The organism is Wenzhouxiangella sp. 15190, assembly GCF_003417465.1.
In the GTDB taxonomy this organism is placed as follows: Bacteria; Pseudomonadota; Gammaproteobacteria; order Xanthomonadales; family Wenzhouxiangellaceae; genus Wenzhouxiangella.
Genome location: NZ_QVMV01000006.1, coordinates 34,988 through 50,859 on the forward strand (window position 1 = coordinate 34,988; position 15,872 = coordinate 50,859).

At 65.0% G+C, this 15,872-nt stretch carries 13 protein-coding genes; 8 read left to right on the plus strand and 5 right to left on the minus strand.

Annotated features, from left to right (window positions below; all coding sequences use genetic code 11):
- Positions 1-29 precede the first annotated feature (29 nt).
- Together DZK26_RS01045 and DZK26_RS01050 are read left to right on the plus strand one after the other, a co-directional pair.
- Positions 30-1,097: a YihY/virulence factor BrkB family protein gene (locus tag DZK26_RS01045; RefSeq protein WP_258870856.1), complete on the plus strand. Its 1,068-nt coding sequence runs from the start codon at positions 30-32 to the stop codon at positions 1,095-1,097.
- A 5-nt stretch (positions 1,098-1,102) separates the two neighbouring features.
- The gene (locus tag DZK26_RS01050) at positions 1,103-1,639 is read left to right on the plus strand and encodes a class IV adenylate cyclase (RefSeq protein ID WP_116898041.1); all 537 of its coding nucleotides are present in this window, start codon (positions 1,103-1,105) and stop codon (positions 1,637-1,639) included.
- A 6-nt stretch (positions 1,640-1,645) separates the two neighbouring features.
- Here DZK26_RS01050 and DZK26_RS01055 read toward each other — a convergent pair whose 3' ends face one another.
- Positions 1,646-2,674, minus strand: a complete 1,029-nt coding sequence (locus DZK26_RS01055) for a DUF3524 domain-containing protein (protein ID WP_116898072.1) — start codon at positions 2,672-2,674, stop codon at positions 1,646-1,648.
- A 34-nt stretch (positions 2,675-2,708) separates the two neighbouring features.
- Positions 2,709-4,337 carry an AMP-binding protein gene (locus DZK26_RS01060; RefSeq protein WP_116898042.1) on the minus strand — a complete coding sequence of 543 codons (1,629 nt, stop codon included), beginning with the start codon at positions 4,335-4,337 and terminating at the stop codon, positions 2,709-2,711.
- Between the two features lie 97 nt (positions 4,338-4,434).
- Between DZK26_RS01060 and DZK26_RS01065 the strand changes: the two genes are divergently transcribed.
- Positions 4,435-5,736, plus strand: a complete 1,302-nt coding sequence (locus DZK26_RS01065) for a replication-associated recombination protein A (RefSeq protein ID WP_116898043.1) — start codon at positions 4,435-4,437, stop codon at positions 5,734-5,736.
- A gap of 129 nt (positions 5,737-5,865) precedes the next feature.
- Positions 5,866-6,270 carry a hypothetical protein gene (locus DZK26_RS01070; RefSeq protein ID WP_147306648.1) on the plus strand — a complete coding sequence of 135 codons (405 nt, stop codon included), beginning with the start codon at positions 5,866-5,868 and terminating at the stop codon, positions 6,268-6,270.
- Between the two features lie 86 nt (positions 6,271-6,356).
- Here the strand turns inward: DZK26_RS01070 and DZK26_RS01075 are convergent, their stop codons facing one another.
- From DZK26_RS01075 to DZK26_RS01085, 3 genes are all read right to left on the minus strand, one after another.
- On the minus strand, positions 6,357-7,754 hold the full coding sequence (locus DZK26_RS01075) for an MATE family efflux transporter (protein WP_116898045.1): 1,398 nt from the start codon (positions 7,752-7,754) through the stop codon (positions 6,357-6,359).
- A gap of 7 nt (positions 7,755-7,761) precedes the next feature.
- Entirely contained in the window at positions 7,762-10,221 is a 2,460-nt protein-coding gene (locus DZK26_RS01080) for an ABC transporter permease (RefSeq protein WP_116898046.1), read from the minus strand.
- A gap of 186 nt (positions 10,222-10,407) precedes the next feature.
- Complete coding sequence (locus DZK26_RS01085) at positions 10,408-11,112, minus strand: ABC transporter ATP-binding protein (protein WP_116898047.1); 705 nt, start codon at positions 11,110-11,112, stop codon at positions 10,408-10,410.
- Between DZK26_RS01085 and DZK26_RS01090 the strand changes: the two genes are divergently transcribed.
- The 4 genes from DZK26_RS01090 to DZK26_RS01105 all read left to right on the plus strand — a co-directional run bounded on the left by DZK26_RS01090 (position 11,111) and on the right by DZK26_RS01105 (position 15,868).
- Positions 11,111-11,722: an arylesterase gene (locus tag DZK26_RS01090; RefSeq protein ID WP_116898048.1), complete on the plus strand. Its 612-nt coding sequence runs from the start codon at positions 11,111-11,113 to the stop codon at positions 11,720-11,722. The genes DZK26_RS01085 and DZK26_RS01090 overlap by 2 nt on opposite strands.
- An 89-nt stretch (positions 11,723-11,811) precedes the next feature.
- Positions 11,812-13,407, plus strand: coding sequence for an electron transfer flavoprotein-ubiquinone oxidoreductase (locus tag DZK26_RS01095; protein ID WP_116898049.1), 1,596 nt, complete (start codon positions 11,812-11,814; stop codon positions 13,405-13,407).
- 204 nt (positions 13,408-13,611) lie between these two features.
- Positions 13,612-14,706, plus strand: coding sequence for a chorismate synthase (gene aroC / locus DZK26_RS01100; protein ID WP_116898050.1), 1,095 nt, complete (start codon positions 13,612-13,614; stop codon positions 14,704-14,706).
- Between the two features lie 139 nt (positions 14,707-14,845).
- Positions 14,846-15,868: an aspartate-semialdehyde dehydrogenase gene (locus tag DZK26_RS01105; RefSeq protein ID WP_116898051.1), complete on the plus strand. Its 1,023-nt coding sequence runs from the start codon at positions 14,846-14,848 to the stop codon at positions 15,866-15,868.
- The last annotated feature ends 4 nt before the right edge of the window (positions 15,869-15,872 follow it).

Here is a 15,872-nt window from a genome sequence, read left to right on the forward strand (position 1 = left end):
TGCGCCTGCCTGTTGGGCACGGCAAGTCAGTGGCTGCCGAGAGCGACGCGCTTGGCCGGCGTGTCGAGTCGGTCTGGCCAGCGATCGATGAGTCGACCGTCCTGTTCGACGTGTCCGGCGGTCTACCGTCATCGGGTATGCTTCCAGACATGTTGGAGACGGTCCGCAAGCACATTCCCGCGCCGGTGAAACGCTGGCTGGGGATCTTTGCGTCCGCCGGCCAGAATTGGGTCCAGAGCCAGGCCTTCATCTATGCCGCGGCCCTGGCGTTCTTCACGGTCTTTTCGATCGCGCCGGTCATGATCGTGATCGTTGCCCTGGCGGGCCTGGTGCTGGGGGAGGAAACCGCCAGAGCCGAGCTGATGAGCCAAATCGAGGCCGTGCTCGGCTCTCAGGCCACGGGTGCGGTCGAGACCGCCATCCAGAACTCCCAGATCGAGGGCGGCGGCTTGTGGCCGACCGTGGCGGGTATCGCGGCCACCGCAGTGGGCGCGACGACCGTCTTTGCCCAGATGCAGAAGTCACTCAACCAGATCTGGGACGTGGCGCCGCGGCCGTCGCGCAACAGCATCTGGCTGTTTATCAAGACGCGCGTGCTGTCGCTGACCATCGTGCTGGCGATCGGCTTCGTCCTGCTCGTGTCACTGCTGCTCAGCGTCGTGGTTCGTGCCGTGATGATGTATGCCGAACAGTGGCTGCCCGTTCCCGGCTGGGCCATGCTCGGCCTCGAAGTCCTGTTGTCCTTGTTGGTGGTCACGATGTTGTTCGCGGCGATCTTCCGAATCCTCCCGGATGTGGCGCTGCGCTGGTCCGAGGTGCTGGCCGGGGCGTTCATCGCGGCCTCGCTGTTCACGCTGGGGCGGTCACTGATTGCCTGGTACCTGGCCAACACCGCGGCGGCCTCGGCCTATGGGGCGGCCGGTTCGCTCGTGCTCCTGTTGCTCTGGGTCAACTACTCCTCGTTGATTCTGCTCTTCGGCGCCTCCATTTGCCGGGCGCGCCTGGAAGCCGACGACCGGCCGATCCGACCACGCAATACGGCCGTACGGGTGCATCGCGAGTTGATCGAGGACCCGAGCCCGGAAAAAGGGTCCTGACCGGCATGGCCAGAAACATCGAGATCAAGGCCCGCGTGGCCGATCCGGGTCAAATGGCCAGGCGCATTTCAAGCGTGGCCGAGGAGGGCCCCTGGACCATCAAACAGGACGACACTTTCTTTGCTTGCAAGAGCGGTCGCCTGAAGCTGCGCGATTTCGGTAACGGAAACGGCGAACTGATCTTCTACCGGCGACCGGATCAGGCCGGGCCGGGCCACTCGGAATATCGCATAACACCCACCGAAGATCCTGAGGGCCTGCGCGCGGTGCTGGCGGAGGCACTGGGTGTTACCGGGCGGGTGCGCAAGCAGCGCGAGCTCTATCTGGCCGGCCGATCACGGATTCACCTTGACCGCGTCGAGGGACTGGGTGACTTTATGGAGCTTGAAGTTGTGCTTTCCGACAAGGAGTCGTCTGCGACCGGCGAGGCGGAGGCGCGGTTCCTGATGGAGCGGCTGCAAATTGCCAAAGAGGACCTGGTCGAGGTGGCTTATGTCGACATGCTCGAGGAAGTGCCGGCTTCGTCCGACAACACGGACTGAGTAGGATCATGCATTAAGCGCGTCGCGCCAGAGTTGCGTGAGATTCCGGCTGGTCCAGCGGCTCACGTCGGGCGCTTTGCTCTGCTCGTCGCATAGAATGGCGTGCAGCCGAGAGACGAGCCCTTCGATGTCATCGGCCGGGTAGCGAAAGCGGTCAGGGTACTGTTCCGGATAGCACAGCGCGTCCGGCACGACGGGAATCGCGCCGGCACTGACGGCTTCGAGCATGGACAGCCCCTGGAATTCGTGCGCAGCGGTGCTGACCACGATGCCGGCGTGGCCGAGCAGGGCGCGATAGTCCGTTCGCGGCAGCAGGCCGTCGGCCACGATGTGCTCACCCAGTTCCTTCCGGATCCGCGCGAGTGCGGCGGGTGTTCTGCGTGGGCGTTTGCCCAGCAGGGCGAGCCGGAAATCGACGCCTTCGTTGGCTAGGCGGCAGACGGCTTCGGCAAACAATTCAGGCCGCTTGTCGTACTCCCAGCGGTGATTCCACACGATTAGCCGTCGGTCGCGATTGCCGGCCGCCGGCACGGGCTCGACCGGAACCGGCAGCACGCGGCACTTCGGCGCCAGCCGGTCGGCGAGGTCGCGTGGTGCGCGATCGGGCATCTTGTCGGCGAATTGCCCAACACCCTCGAGAAAGGTCCGTCGGTTGTAGTCGGAGTTGAACAGCAGTTCGTCGGCCGCCAGGGCACCGTAGATCTGCACGATGGCGTGCTCGATGGTCCTGACCTGGTTGCGGCTGACCGGGTAGGCGAGCTGGTTTTCGTGGAAGTAGTAAATCGTTGGCGCGTCGGTCAGCTGCGGATGAAGGCCGCGCAGGGTGGCCAGGTCGACCATCGAGGTGGCCAGTACACGATCGGGCGGTTCGGCCGGCATGTCGTCGAGCCAGCTCAGGGGGTTGCCACGGATGCGCCAGGCGAAGTGCCGGTCCGGCAATTCCCGCACGGTCCAGTCGATACCTTCGATATGGGTGACCAACCAGTCCACCCAGGCGGCGTGGCTGTCGGAGCGGTAGGCGGACAGGAGCAGTATGCGGGTCACTTGCCAGTTCGGTAGTTGGGCCTGCTCAGTCCTCGAACTCGACCCGGTTGTCGGCCCGGGCGACCAGGTGGGCGTACTTCGCCTCGATGACGTCGCGCTTGATCTTGAGCGTGGGCGTGAGCAGGCCGTTGTCGACCTCCCAGGTTTCGCTGACCACGATCAGGTTGGCAAGGCGTTCGTGCGGTTCCAGATCCTCGTTCAGCCGGTCGAGATCGGATTCGAGCTGCCGGGATACATGCTCCTGATCGTCGGGTGCATGTTCGGCCAGTTGCACCAGCGCCACGGGCTGCGTCATGCCGCTTCCGAGCACGCAGGCCATCTCGATCCAGGAATTGCGCGCGATCAGGCTTTCGACCGGCACCGGCGCGACGTACTTGCCCTTGGCCGTTTTGAACAACTCCTTGACGCGGCCGGTGATGGTCACGTAGCCGTCCTCGATGAAGGCACGGTCTCCGGTGTGGAAGAAGCCGTCTTCGGTCATGCTCTCGGCGGTGAGCTCGTCGGCCCTGTAGTAGCCGTCCATCAGGCAGGGGCAGCGAATCAGCAGTTCCTGCTCGTCGCTGACCTTCAGCTCGGCTTCGGGCAGGGCGCGGCTGATGGTGCCGAAGCGCGGCTCGACATCGAGTCCGATCTGCGTGCCGTAGGCGAAGGTCTCGGTCATGCCCCAGCCTTCGCGGATGGTCACGCCGATGCGATCCCACCACTCGAGCAGCGAGACGGCCATCGGTGCGCTGCCGCTGGCGAACCAGCGCACCTGGTCGAAGCCGAGCTGTTTCTTGATCTTGCGCTTGACCAGCGTCGAGACCAGCGGAATACGCAGCAGCCGGTCGAGCTTTTCGGGAGGCAGCTTCTCGAGCACGCCGAGCTGGAAGCGCTTCCACAGCCGGGGCACGGATCCGAACAGCGTGGGCCTGGCGTGGCGCAGATCGTCGGCAAAGGTGTCGATGGATTCGGCGAAGTAGAGCGAAGTCTGGGCGTAGAAACTGGCGGCCTCGACGTAGGCACGCTCGGTGCAGTGCGATAGCGGCAGGTAGGAGAAAACGCGGTCGCCCGGCTCCACGCCCAGCGCGTTCGGAATTGTGTGACCGACGAATGCGAAGTTCGAGAAGCTGTGCATGGCGCCCTTGGGCGTGCCGGTGCTGCCGGAGGTGTAGAGCAGGGTGGCCAGATCCCGTTCGCTTCGTCTGCGGGTCTGGAAGTCTCCGGCCGGACGCTCGATCAGTTCGTCCCACGAATGCTCGCCCTCGGTGTCGGGATAGGGCATGGCGATGGTCGTCACGCCTTCCGGCACGCCGGCAAGGCGCTCGGCGGCCTGGTCGATCTTGCCGACGAAGCAGGCGCGACTGCCACTGTGCTCGAGGATCTGGCGAATGGTGTCGGCCTTGGCCGTGGGGTAGACGGGCACGCTGACCAGCCCGGCGAGAATGATGGCCATGTCGGCCAGCACCCAGTGCGCGCAGTTGCGCGAGATCAGGCCAACCCGGTCACCCGGCGCCAGCCCCAGCCGTTCCAGCGCGGCGGCCATGCGGCGCGCCTCGTCGAAGGCTTCGGCCCAGGTCCAGGTGTGCCACTCCCGTTCGATCGGCTGGGACAGGTAGCGCTGGTCGGGCGTCGTTCTGGCCCGGTGCGCCAGTTGATCCTGAATGCCGCGCATGCTGGGTTCTCCCCTCTTGAACGGATGTTGCCGGGAGTATAGCAATCACCGCCGCAACCGCCAGAGCCGGCCGCCACGAGGCGTAAAATGACGTGTCATGAGCGACCTGTTTGCGACCGAAGAAACCGATCACGCACCCGGCGGCCCGCTGGCCGACCGTCTGCGCCCGAAGCATTTCGATGACGTGGTCGGGCAGGATCATCTGCTGGGCGATCAGGGGCCGCTGCGGCGCATGATCGACTCCGGCCGGGTTGCCTCCCTGGTCTTCTGGGGGCCGCCGGGTACGGGCAAGACCACCCTGGCTCGCCTGCTCGCCCAGGTCGGGGACCTGGCCTTCGTCCAGATCTCAGCCATTTTCTCCGGCGTCGGTGACCTCAAGAAGATCTTCGAGGCCGCGAAAATGCGCCGGCGCAACGGCCAGGGCACCTTGCTGTTCGTCGACGAGATCCATCGCTTCAACCGCGCCCAGCAGGACAGCTTCCTGCCGCATGTCGAGGACGGCACCATCATTCTGGTGGGCGCGACCACCGAGAACCCTTCCTTCGAGCTCAACGGCGCGTTGCTCTCACGCATGCAGGTTCTGGTGCTGCAGCGTCTGGATCACCAGGCACTCGACCGCTTGCTCGAGCGTGCCGAGGCGCACGTCGAAAGGAAATTGCCGGTCGATGACGAGGCGCGCGAAATGCTGCTGGCCATGGCCGACGGCGATGGACGCTACCTGTTGAACATGGCCGAAGCAATCTATGAGTTGGCGGCCGACGGCGAAACGATCGATAGCGAGCGACTGATGGGCCTGGTGCAGCGGCGTGCGCCAGCCTACGACAAGGACCGGGAAGAGCACTACAACCTGATTTCGGCCCTGCACAAGTCGCTGCGCGGTTCCGATGCCGACGCCGCCCTGTACTGGCTGGCGCGCATGCTCGTCGGCGGCGAGGATCCGCTCTACGTCGCCCGGCGGCTGATTCGCTTTGCCTCCGAGGACGTCGGCCTGGCCGACCCGCAGGCGCTCACGCAGGCTCTGGCGGCGCGCGAGGCCTACGAGGTGCTCGGCTCGCCCGAGGGCGAGCTGGCCATTGTCCAGGCCACGCTTTATCTGGCCACGGCGCCGAAGTCCAATGCCATCTACACGGCGGCCGGAATGGCCTGGCGGGCGGCGAAGGAATCCGGGTCGCTGATGCCGCCGGCGCATATTCTCAATGCGCCGACCGCCCTGATGAAGGATCTGGGCTACGGCAAGGATTACGTCTACGACCACCACACCGACAAGGGATTTTCCGGGCAGAACTATTTTCCCGACGAGATGGAGCGGCAGCGCTTCTATCGCCCGGTCGAGCGCGGATTCGAGCGCGAGGTCCTCAGGCGACTGGACTGGTGGGAGCGGCAGCGGGGCCGCTCCTGAGCGCCATTTCTGCCGACGAATGGATCACATTCGTGAAGGAGCGGTTTCGAGCGACCTGCAATCTGGGTTATATTGCAATTGAATACCGCAGTTGTGACCGTCGTCACTGATCTGCAGGAGGGCCGAAGGATGCGCCGTGAAGACGACGACAATGTTTACCAATTCGTCACCGACGATACGATCAAGCGTGCCGAGGAGATGTGTTCTTCGCTGTCGAGCAATATCGGGCTCGAGCGGCGCGGCCAGACGACTTACTACCAGGGCGCCATCTCCGACATGAGTTCCATGTCCGGTCGCTTCAGCAAGGTGACCGTGGCCGATTCCGGCAGTAGCACCGATCAGCTGACGCTGATTTCCGATCAGCCCCTGGCCTCATCCAGAAACGCACTGCTCGTCTTCCGGGCCGGCCCGGGCGAGGACATGAAATACCTGGGCAAGCATGACGACACTCGTACCGGTCAGCGTCAGGAAGACGAGGGCGAGACGAAGTACATTGCTCGCTATACGATCCTGCGCGACGTCCGCAAGCGTTAAGAAGCCTCTGAAAACTACTGCGCGTGCGCCTGACGGCGTCCGGCGGCCACCGTCAGCCACCCGCTCGCTACGTTTTCAGAGGCTTCTTAAGAGGCTTTTTGATGGGGTATCGAGGGCATTCTGCGGAAGGTCAGAAGGACGATTCCCAGCAGCCACATGGCGCAGACGAAGTCGATCGTGGTCGCGCCGTAGTAAACGCCAGACACCCCGATCAGGGTCGGTAACGTCAGCATGACCGGCACGTAGAACAGCAGTTGCCGCGAGACGGAGACCAGGGTGGCCTTGCCGGGCTGTTCGATTGCCGGCAGAAGCGCCAGGGCGGTGAACACGATCGGGAGTACCGGCAGCACCAGCATCAGCACGCGGAAACGGTGCAGGTCGATCGCTGCCAGGGCGGCATCCGGCAGCATCAGCGCCAGCGTGGCCTCCGGGAAGAGATTCATGACGATCCAGATCGGTACGATCATGGCCGCACCGGCGGCGACGAAGGTCCAGTAGCTGTCGCGGATGCGTTGCCACTGCCCCGCGCCGTAGTTGATGCCGGCCACCGGCTGGAAGGCGCGCATCAGACCGAACAGCGGTGTGATCATGAAAAGCAGCACGCGCCAGGCCGCGCCGAAGAAGGCGATGTCGGCCTCATCGCCGATGCGGCTGAGCATGTTGAACACCACCACGGCCTGGACCAGGCCGGTCGAGCTTTGCACCATGGCCGGCGTGCCCAATCGGACGATGCGTCCGGCCAGGGCCCGCGGCAGGCCCAGGAAGCGGGCGTCCACCGGGTAACTGGCGCGGCCCCGCGCAAAGCGTTGCCAGACCAGCAGGCCGCCGACCGCACCGCCGATATTCGTCGCCCAGGCCGCGCCGGCCACGCCCCAGTCGAAGACCGTGATGAAGACCGGCGTGAGGAGAATGTTGATCAAAAGTCCCGTGGCCATGTAGGCGGCCGCCAGCTTCATCTTGCCCTCGCCCCGGATGAGCATGTTGAGTGTCATGCCGCCAATGGCACCGAAGCCGCCCAGGGCCGATGCCCGCAGATAGGCGGCGGCGATCGGAACCAGGTCGTCGCGCGCCCCCATCGCATAGACCAGCTTCTCGGCCAGGCTGCCGCCCAGCAGGGCATAACCCATGGAGAGAAGAAATGCGACGGTGATGGCCGTTCCGGGCAGTTGCTTGACCGTCTCGCGGTCGCCGCGTCCGATGGCGATCGACAGCGCCACACCGCCGCCGATGCCGGCCAGGGAGCCCAGTCCCAGGGTCAGCTGGGTCAGCGGATAGGCGAGCACCGCGCCGGCGAGCGCCTGCTCGCCGATGAGGTGCCCGATGTAGACGGCGTCCATCACGGCGTTGAGGCCGAAGGCCATCATTACGGCAATCGCCGGCCAGGCCATGTGCCACAGCACCCTGAGCCGTGAGCCGTAAAGGATCAAGTGGGCATGCGGGTCGGCGTGCTCCTTCGGCAGGGCGGTTTCGGGCGTGGAGGCCAAGGGGCGTCTATCCGCCCGCGCGCAGGATGCGGATGGGCGAGGTTTTGAGCACCGAACGGTTGCCCAGCCAGCCGCTGCCGACGACCAGCACGAACGATACGACAAAGCCGCTCGCCAGCAGCAGAGCCGAGGGCCGGTAGGCGAATTCGAACAGCTCGCGCGCCAGCAGCCAGCCGGTCAGCGCCGCGCCGCCGGTGGCCAGCACGGCGGCGATCAGCGCCATGGCGCCGTACTCGATCAGCAGCCCGCGTCGTACCAGGGCATCGTCGGCACCCAGTGCGCGGATCAGGGCCGCTTCCTGCCGGCGCTCGTCGCGGGTGGCTTCCAGAGCCGCCAACAGCACCACCAGCCCCGCGATCAGGGTAAAGAAGAACACCACCTGGGCCGCGCTCGAGACCCGGTCGATGATCTCTCCGATGCGATCCAGCAGGGCGCCGATATCGATGATCGATACGTTGGGCCAGCCCTGCTGGATATCGCGCAGGGGGCCGGCGTCTTCGGGCAGGCGGAAGCTGGCGATGAACTGGTGCGGCAGCGACTCGCCCGCCGAGGGCGTGAGCAGGATGAAGAAATTGACGTTGAACGATTCCCACTCGACCTCGCGCATGCTCGTTACCGTCGCATCCAGGCGCTGGCCGCCGGCCTCGAAAAGCATGGTGTCGCCCATGCCGACGCCCGTTCGCTCGGCCCAGCGCTGGGCCAGGGAAATCTCGCCGTCGGCGTCCGGCGCGAAGAACGTGCCTTCGATGACGCGATTGGCCGGCGGTAGTGTATCGATCCAGGAGACGTTGGTTTGCCCGGCCCAACGGTGATCCGGTGGCGGTTCGCCGTTGACCTCGATGAGGTTGACGGTGGCCATTGGGCGAATCTGGAGGTTGAGCGCGCCGGCCTCGACCAGGGCTTCGTGCACGGCCTCGCGCTGGTCGGGCTGGATGTTGACCACGAAGTGATCGGCGGTGTCTTCCGGCAGGCTGCCGCGCCACTGCTCGAGCAGTTCGGCCCGCACGATCATCAACAGCAGCAGCGCCATCAGACCCAGGCCCAGGGCGGTGATCTGGATGATGCCCTGGCCGCGGCGGCGGTGCAGCCCGGCCAGCCCGAAACGCCAGTCGGCCCGCGTGCGCTTTGACAGTTGCCGGCTCAGCCCCATCGCGCCCCAGGCGGCCAGGGCCAGGACGGCGGCCAGCGTGGCCGAACCGCCGAGCACGATCATTGCCAGGCGCAGGTTGCCGAGCTGCAGTACCGGAATCGCCAGCGCGCCCAGAATCGGTACCAGCCACAAGCCGCCGGCCAGCCCGGGCCGGGTGTCGAGTGATCGGTTGAGAATGCGCATCGGCGCGACCGATCTGAGCGCCACCAGCGGCGGCAGGGCGAAGCCGGCCGCCAGCAGCAGGGTGAAACTGCCACTGCCGACAAGCGGCATCAGGCGGGCCGGCGGCAGTTCGCCGGCGGGGCCGTCGGCCAGGATCGAGGCGATGACGGTCTGCGCGCCGAAGGCCAGGACCCCGCCGGTGGCGATTGCCGCCAGCGCCAGCCACAGCAGCATCAGGCTCAGTGCGCCGAGAATCTGGCGACCTTCGGCGCCGAAGGCCTTAAGGAGCGCGACCAGGTCGCGCTGAGAGCGCGAATACCTGAGTGCGGCCAGCAGCACGGCGGCGGCGGCCAGGATCACGGCGGTCAGCGCGGCCACGCCCAGGAAGCGTTGGGCCTGCTCGAGCGCCTGGCCGGTGTCGGCCTCGGCCTCGGCGACGGTTTCGATGTCCTGGCGGTCTTCGACTCTTGGTTCGACCCAGCGGCGGAATTCGGCCACGCCCGATTCGCTGCCGGCGACCAGAAGGCGCCAGCGCACGCGCGAGCCCGGGCCGAGCAGTTCGCTGTCGAGCAGGTCGTCCATGTGGATGATCAACCGCGGGGCGAGCATGAAGCGGCTGCCGCCACGGTCCGGCTCCCAGGTCAGCACGCGCTCGATGTTTACGGCGCGGCGACCGATGTCGACTTCCACGCCGGTATCGGTCTCGAACAGGCGCAGCCCCCGGGCTGCCATCCAGCCCGTGCCCGGCCGGGGTGCAGTCGCCAGGGTTTCTTCCTGATCGCTACCGAGTCGGTCGGCCAGCTTGAGCTGCCCGCGCAGCGGGTAGGTCTCGGTGACGGCCTTGAGGTCGACCAGGTGGCTTTCCTCGCCGACGAACAGCACCGTGCTCAAAAGCGCGATCTCGGCCGTATCCAGGCCCAGTTCGCCGGCCTTTTCCCGGTATTCTTCGGGCAGGCGCTCGCGCCCGGTTATCACCAGGTCGGCGGCCAGCACCTCGCCGGCCTGTCGCTCCAGCGCCCGCCCGACGCGGTCGGTAAACAGGCTCACCGCAGCCAGCGCGGCCGTCGCCACCACCAGTCCGGCGAACAACATCACCAGAGCGCCGGAGCGGGATTGGCGGGTCAGCAGTTTTAGCGAGAGAGCTGCTGAATTCATCGGGAGCAGGCTTCGCTATTGGGCGCAAATCCGAAATTCGAAGCACCAAATTCGAAACAGGCATGAAATTCGAAATTCGAATGACAGAAACGGATAGGTGCCGAGGTGTCAAGCGCCCGCCGTTTCAAGCATTCGTGCTTCGTATTTGTTTCGGATTTGGTGCTTCGGATTTCGAGTTTGCGAGCGTCAAGCATGCTCAGTAGCTCCCTCGCCGCCCGTAAGCACGCCGTCTTCAATCTTGTCCACCCGTCCACACCGCCGAGCGAGCTTCATGTCATGTGTGACCAGAACGAGCGCCGTGCCGTGATGTTCATTGAGTTCGAACAGCAGGTCGGCCACCGCCTCGCCGGTGCGCTGGTCGAGGTTGCCAGTCGGTTCGTCGGCGAACAGGATTTCGGGCTCGCCGGCGAAGGCCCGGGCAATCGCCACGCGCTGCTGCTCGCCGCCGGAGAGCTGGCGCGGGTAGTGTTCCAGGCGGTGGCTCAGGCCGACCTGGTCGAGCGCTTCGAGGGCGCGCTTGCGTGGGTGTTCGAAGGCGGCGATCTCCAGCGCCAGCATCACGTTCTCCAGCGCGGTCAGGCTGGGCAGCAAGTGAAAGCTCTGGAAGACGAAGCCGACGTGGCGTTTGCGCAACCGCGCGCGGGCGTTTTCGTCAAGCGACTTGAGTTCGGCGCCGGTCAGCCGGATATCGCCACTGGTTGGGCGGTCGAGGCCGGCCAGCAGACCGAGCAGGGTGGTCTTGCCCGAGCCGGAGGCCCCGACGATCGCCAGCGTTTCGCCGGCGTTCAGGTCCAGGCTGATATCTTTGAGAATCTCGAGTCGCCCGCCGGGGGCGTCGACCGAAAATCCCACCTGTCGGGCCGACAGGATGCTTTGTGTGGATTGATCCATGTTCAAACTGTTCCCGAAAGGACTGTTCATTGCGTTGCTGAGCGCATCATTGTGCCTGCCGGTGAGTGCGGCGACGGTGATGGTCGTCGGCGACAGTCTCTCCGACGCCTATTCCATCCCCCGTGAATCGGGCTGGGTGCATCTGCTTTCCGAACGCCTCGACGGCGAGCACGAAGTAATCAACGCCAGCATCTCGGGCGAAACCACCGCCGGGGCGGTCACCCGGATCGACGGGCTGCTGGAAACACACCGGCCGGATGTCGTGCTGATCATTCTTGGCGGCAATGACGGCCTGCGTGGGCTATCGCCGACGCAGACCGAAGACAATCTGGCGGCCGTGATCGAAAAAGGCAAGTCGGCCGATGCCACCGTGGCCTTGATGCAGATCCGCCTGCCGCCCAATTTGGGCCCGGTCTATATCGAGCGCTTCGAGGCGATCTATCCGCGCCTGGCCGAGCGCTATGACATCGAGTTCCTGCCGTTCTTTATCGACGATATTTTCGACAAGCCCGGAATGCTCCAGGATGACGGCATTCACCCCACCGCCGAGGCCCAGCCGCTGATGCTCGAGGCCGTCTGGCCGAAGCTGCAGGCGCTGCTCGCAGGTTAACGACTGACAGCGTTAGCGGCCTGGGAGTTTCTCAGAGGCTCCCTTGCCTGTATGCTTTGAAACTTGGCCCGAGACTCCCAGCGAATCCCATGTCCGAACGCGAAATCATGGAATACGACGTCGTGATCGTCGGTGCCGGCCCGGCCGGGCTGGCCTGTGCGATCCGGCTCAAGCAACTCAAGGACGAGCTCAACGTCTGCGTGATCGAGAAGGCTGCCGAGATCGGCGGGCACATCCTCTCCGGCGCGGTTATCGAGCCCGAGCCGCTGGATGCACTCATCGACGGCTGGCGCGACGATCCGCCGCCGATCTGCGTGGAAGCCGGCAAGGATCAGCTCATGCATCTGAGCAAGACCGGCAAGCGCAAGCTGCCCACCCCGCCGCAGCAGAAGAACCACGGCAACTTCATCGTCTCGCTCGGCGCACTGAGCGGCTGGCTGGCGCCGAAAGCGGAAGCGCTGGGCGTGGACCTGTTCCCCGGTTTCGCCGCCGCCGACCTGTCCTATAACGACAAGGACGAAGTGCAGGGCGTGATCATCGGCGACATGGGCGTCGACGCCGAGGGCAACGAGAAGGACACCTACGTCCAGGGCATCGAGATTCACGCGCCGGTGACCGTGCTGGGCGAAGGCTGTCGCGGTCACTTGACCAAGCGGGCGATCCGCAAGTACAAGCTCGACGCCGACAGTGACCCGCAGACCTACGGCATCGGCATGAAGGAGCTGTGGCGCCTGCCCGAAGGGCGAGTCGAGCCGGGCCGGATCCAGCACACCGTGGGCTGGCCGCTGCCCAAGGAGATTTACGGCGGCAGCTTCATCTATCACCTCGACAAGGACCGCGTGGCCGTCGGCTTCGTCTGCGGTCTGGACTACCAGGACCCGAAGTTTTCGCCGTTCGAAGCCTTCCAGCAGTTCAAGCACCACCCGATGATGCACGAAATGCTCGAGGGCGGCGAGATCCTGTCGGCCGGCGCCCGTGCGCTGGTCGAGGGCGGTTACCAGTCTCTGCCGAGGGTCGAGATGCCCGGTGCGGTGCTGATCGGCGACTCGGCCGGCCTGCTCAACGTGCCCAAGATCAAGGGCGTCCACCAGGCGATGAAATCGGGCATGCTCGCTGCCGAGCACCTGGCCGGGAATCTCGGCAGCGAAGGCTTCGACAAGCGGCTGCGCGAGTCCGACGTCATGGCCGAACTGAAGAAGGTGCGAAACATCCGCCCGGGGTTCAGCAAGGGTCTGTGGCGCGGCATGGTAACGGCGGCCATCGAGACGGTCACCGCCGGCAAACTGCCGCGCACGCTCGAAAACCACGCCGACTATGAGCAGTACCGCAAGCTCGACGAACCGGGTCTGAAGTTCGATCATGTCGACCGCGACCTGCCGCCGCGCGATCGCCTGGCCTCGGTCTACTTCGCCCAGACCGCGCACGACGAAGACCAGCCAGTGCACCTGAAGATCATCGATCCGGACGTGTGTTTCACCCGATGCGAGGAAGAGTACGGCAACCCCTGCACCCGCTTCTGCCCGGCCAACGTCTACGAAGTGGTCGAGGACGAAGGCGGCAAGCGCCTCCAGATCAATGCCGCCAACTGCGTCCACTGCAAGACCTGCGACATCGCCGACCCCTACCAGGTTATCGACTGGGTCACGCCGGAAGGCGGGTCAGGGCCGAACTATACGAACCTTTGATCGGGCGTTGAATATGGACCTACCCTTTGTGCCTCAGCGTCCGGTTTCCGGTTTCCGGTTTACGGTTTACGGGAAGGCTTGGGATCAGTCTGTCTGTCTTGATGGCATAAGGGCGTCTACCAGACCGGCGCTTCATTCCTCCGTGCTCGAAGCCGTGAACGCCGGAATCCGTATACCGGAAACCGGAAACCGTAAACCGTAACCATGTCCACCAACTCCTTCGGCCACGTTCTGACGCTCACGACCTTTGGCGAAAGCCACGGGCCGGCGATCGGGTGTGTGATCGACGGGTTTCCACCGGGGATGGAGATCACGGCGGAGGAGATTCGCGACGAGTTGATGCGGCGGGCGACCGGGCAGAGCCGCTGGACCTCGCAGCGCAAGGAGGCCGAGGACGTCCAGATTCTCTCCGGCACCTTCGAGGGCAGGACGACGGGCGCGCCAATCGCGCTTTTGATCTACAACACGGATGCGCGCTCGAAGGACTACTCGAAGATCGCCGAGCAGTTCCGGCCCGGGCATGCCGACTACACCTATCACCACAAGTATGGTATTCGCGACTACCGCGGCGGCGGGCGCTCTTCGGCGCGCGAGACGGCCATGCGGGTCGCCGCCGGTGCGTTGGCGAGGAAATACCTGAAGGACCAAGTCGGGGTCGAGATCACCGGCTGGCTGGGCCGGATCGGTGACGAAGTCTGCGACGAGAAATTCGACGCTTCAGTGATCGACTCCAATCCCTTCTTCTGTCCGGACGCTTCCAGGATCGAGGCGCTCGAGAATTACATGAAAAAGCTCTGGAAGTCGGGCGACTCGGTGGGTGCACTGGTCAAGGCGCGCGCCACCGGCGTGCCCGTCGGGCTGGGTGCGCCGGTCTACGCCAAGCTCGATGGCGACCTGGCCGCGGCGATGATGAGCATCAACGCCGCCAAGGGCGTGGAGATCGGCGCTGGCTTCGATTCGGTGGCACAGAAGGGCACCGAGCACCGCGACGAGATTACGCCGGAAGGCTTCGAGTCCAATCACGCCGGTGGCGTGCTGGGCGGCATTTCGACCGGGCAGACGGTCGAGTGCGCGGTGGCCTTCAAGCCGACCTCGTCGTTGCGCCTGCCCGGGAAGACCGTGGATATCCGGGGTGAACCGGTTGAAATCGTGACCACCGGCCGCCATGACCCATGTGTCGGGATTCGCGCCGTGCCCATCGTCGAGGCCATGCTGGCCCTGGTGATCATGGACCACTATTTACTCAACCGCGCCCAGTGCGGCGACGTAGGCGAGCAGACGCCGCGCATCCCAGGGTAAGTGGGAAGTGCAAAAAGTGTGAAGTGTTCAGTGTGAAGTGTGAAGAAGGCGCGGCTATGGGCGGTCGTTCTTTACACTTCACACTTTACACTTAACACTCGCCAACTAATTCCCATTCGAATCAGAAGCAAACATCATCATGAGCGAAGCGAAGCAAGGTTATCGAGTAGCCGTCGTCGGTGCGACCGGGGCGGTGGGGCAGGTCATGCTGGAACTGCTGGCCGAGCGCGAGTTTCCCATCAGCGAGCTGGCGGTGCTGGCCTCGAGCCGGTCGGCCGGGAGCATGGTCGACTTCAAAGGCCGGTCCGTGACCGTCCAGGATCTGTCCGAGTTCGACTTCAGCGGCTGGGACTTTGCGCTGTTTTCCGCCGGCGGCAGCGTGTCGGCCGAGCACGCCCCGCGTGCGGCCAGGGCCGGATGCACGGTGATCGACAACACCTCGCATTTCCGCCTCGACCCGGACGTGCCGCTGGTGGTGCCGGAAGTGAATGCCGGCGTGCTCGACGACTTCGGCACCGACGGCGGCATCATCGCCAACCCCAACTGCTCGACCATCCAGATGCTGCTGGCTGTCGCGCCCATCCATCGCGCGGCCGGCGTGGCGCGCATCAATGTGGCGACCTACCAGTCGGTCTCCGGCGCCGGTCACTCGGCGATGGAGGAGCTGGCCCAGCAGAGCAAGGACCGCTTCAACTTCAAGGATCCGGAAGTCGAGGCACTGAACGCGCCGATCGCGTTCAATGTGATCCCGATGATCGACAAGCTGCAGGACAACGGCTACACCAAGGAAGAGATGAAGATGCACAACGAGACCCGTCGCATCCTCGATTCCGACGAGATTGCCGTCAACGCCACCGCGGTTCGCGTGCCGGTGTTCTTCGGTCACGGCGAGGCGGTGCACCTGGAAACGGTCAGGCCGCTGGAAGTCGACGAGGCCCGCAGGCTGCTCAGCGAGGCGCCGGGCGTGAAGGTGGTCGGCGACGACGAGATCCTCACGCCGCTGACCCACGCCAGCGGGCACGACGAGACCTTCGTCAGCCGCATCCGGCGCGATCTCAGCCATCCGCAGGGACTGGATTTCTGGGTCGTGGCCGACAACGTGCGCAAGGGCGCGGCGCTGAACGCCATCCAGATCGCGGAATACCTGATTAATCGCCGATGAGCTA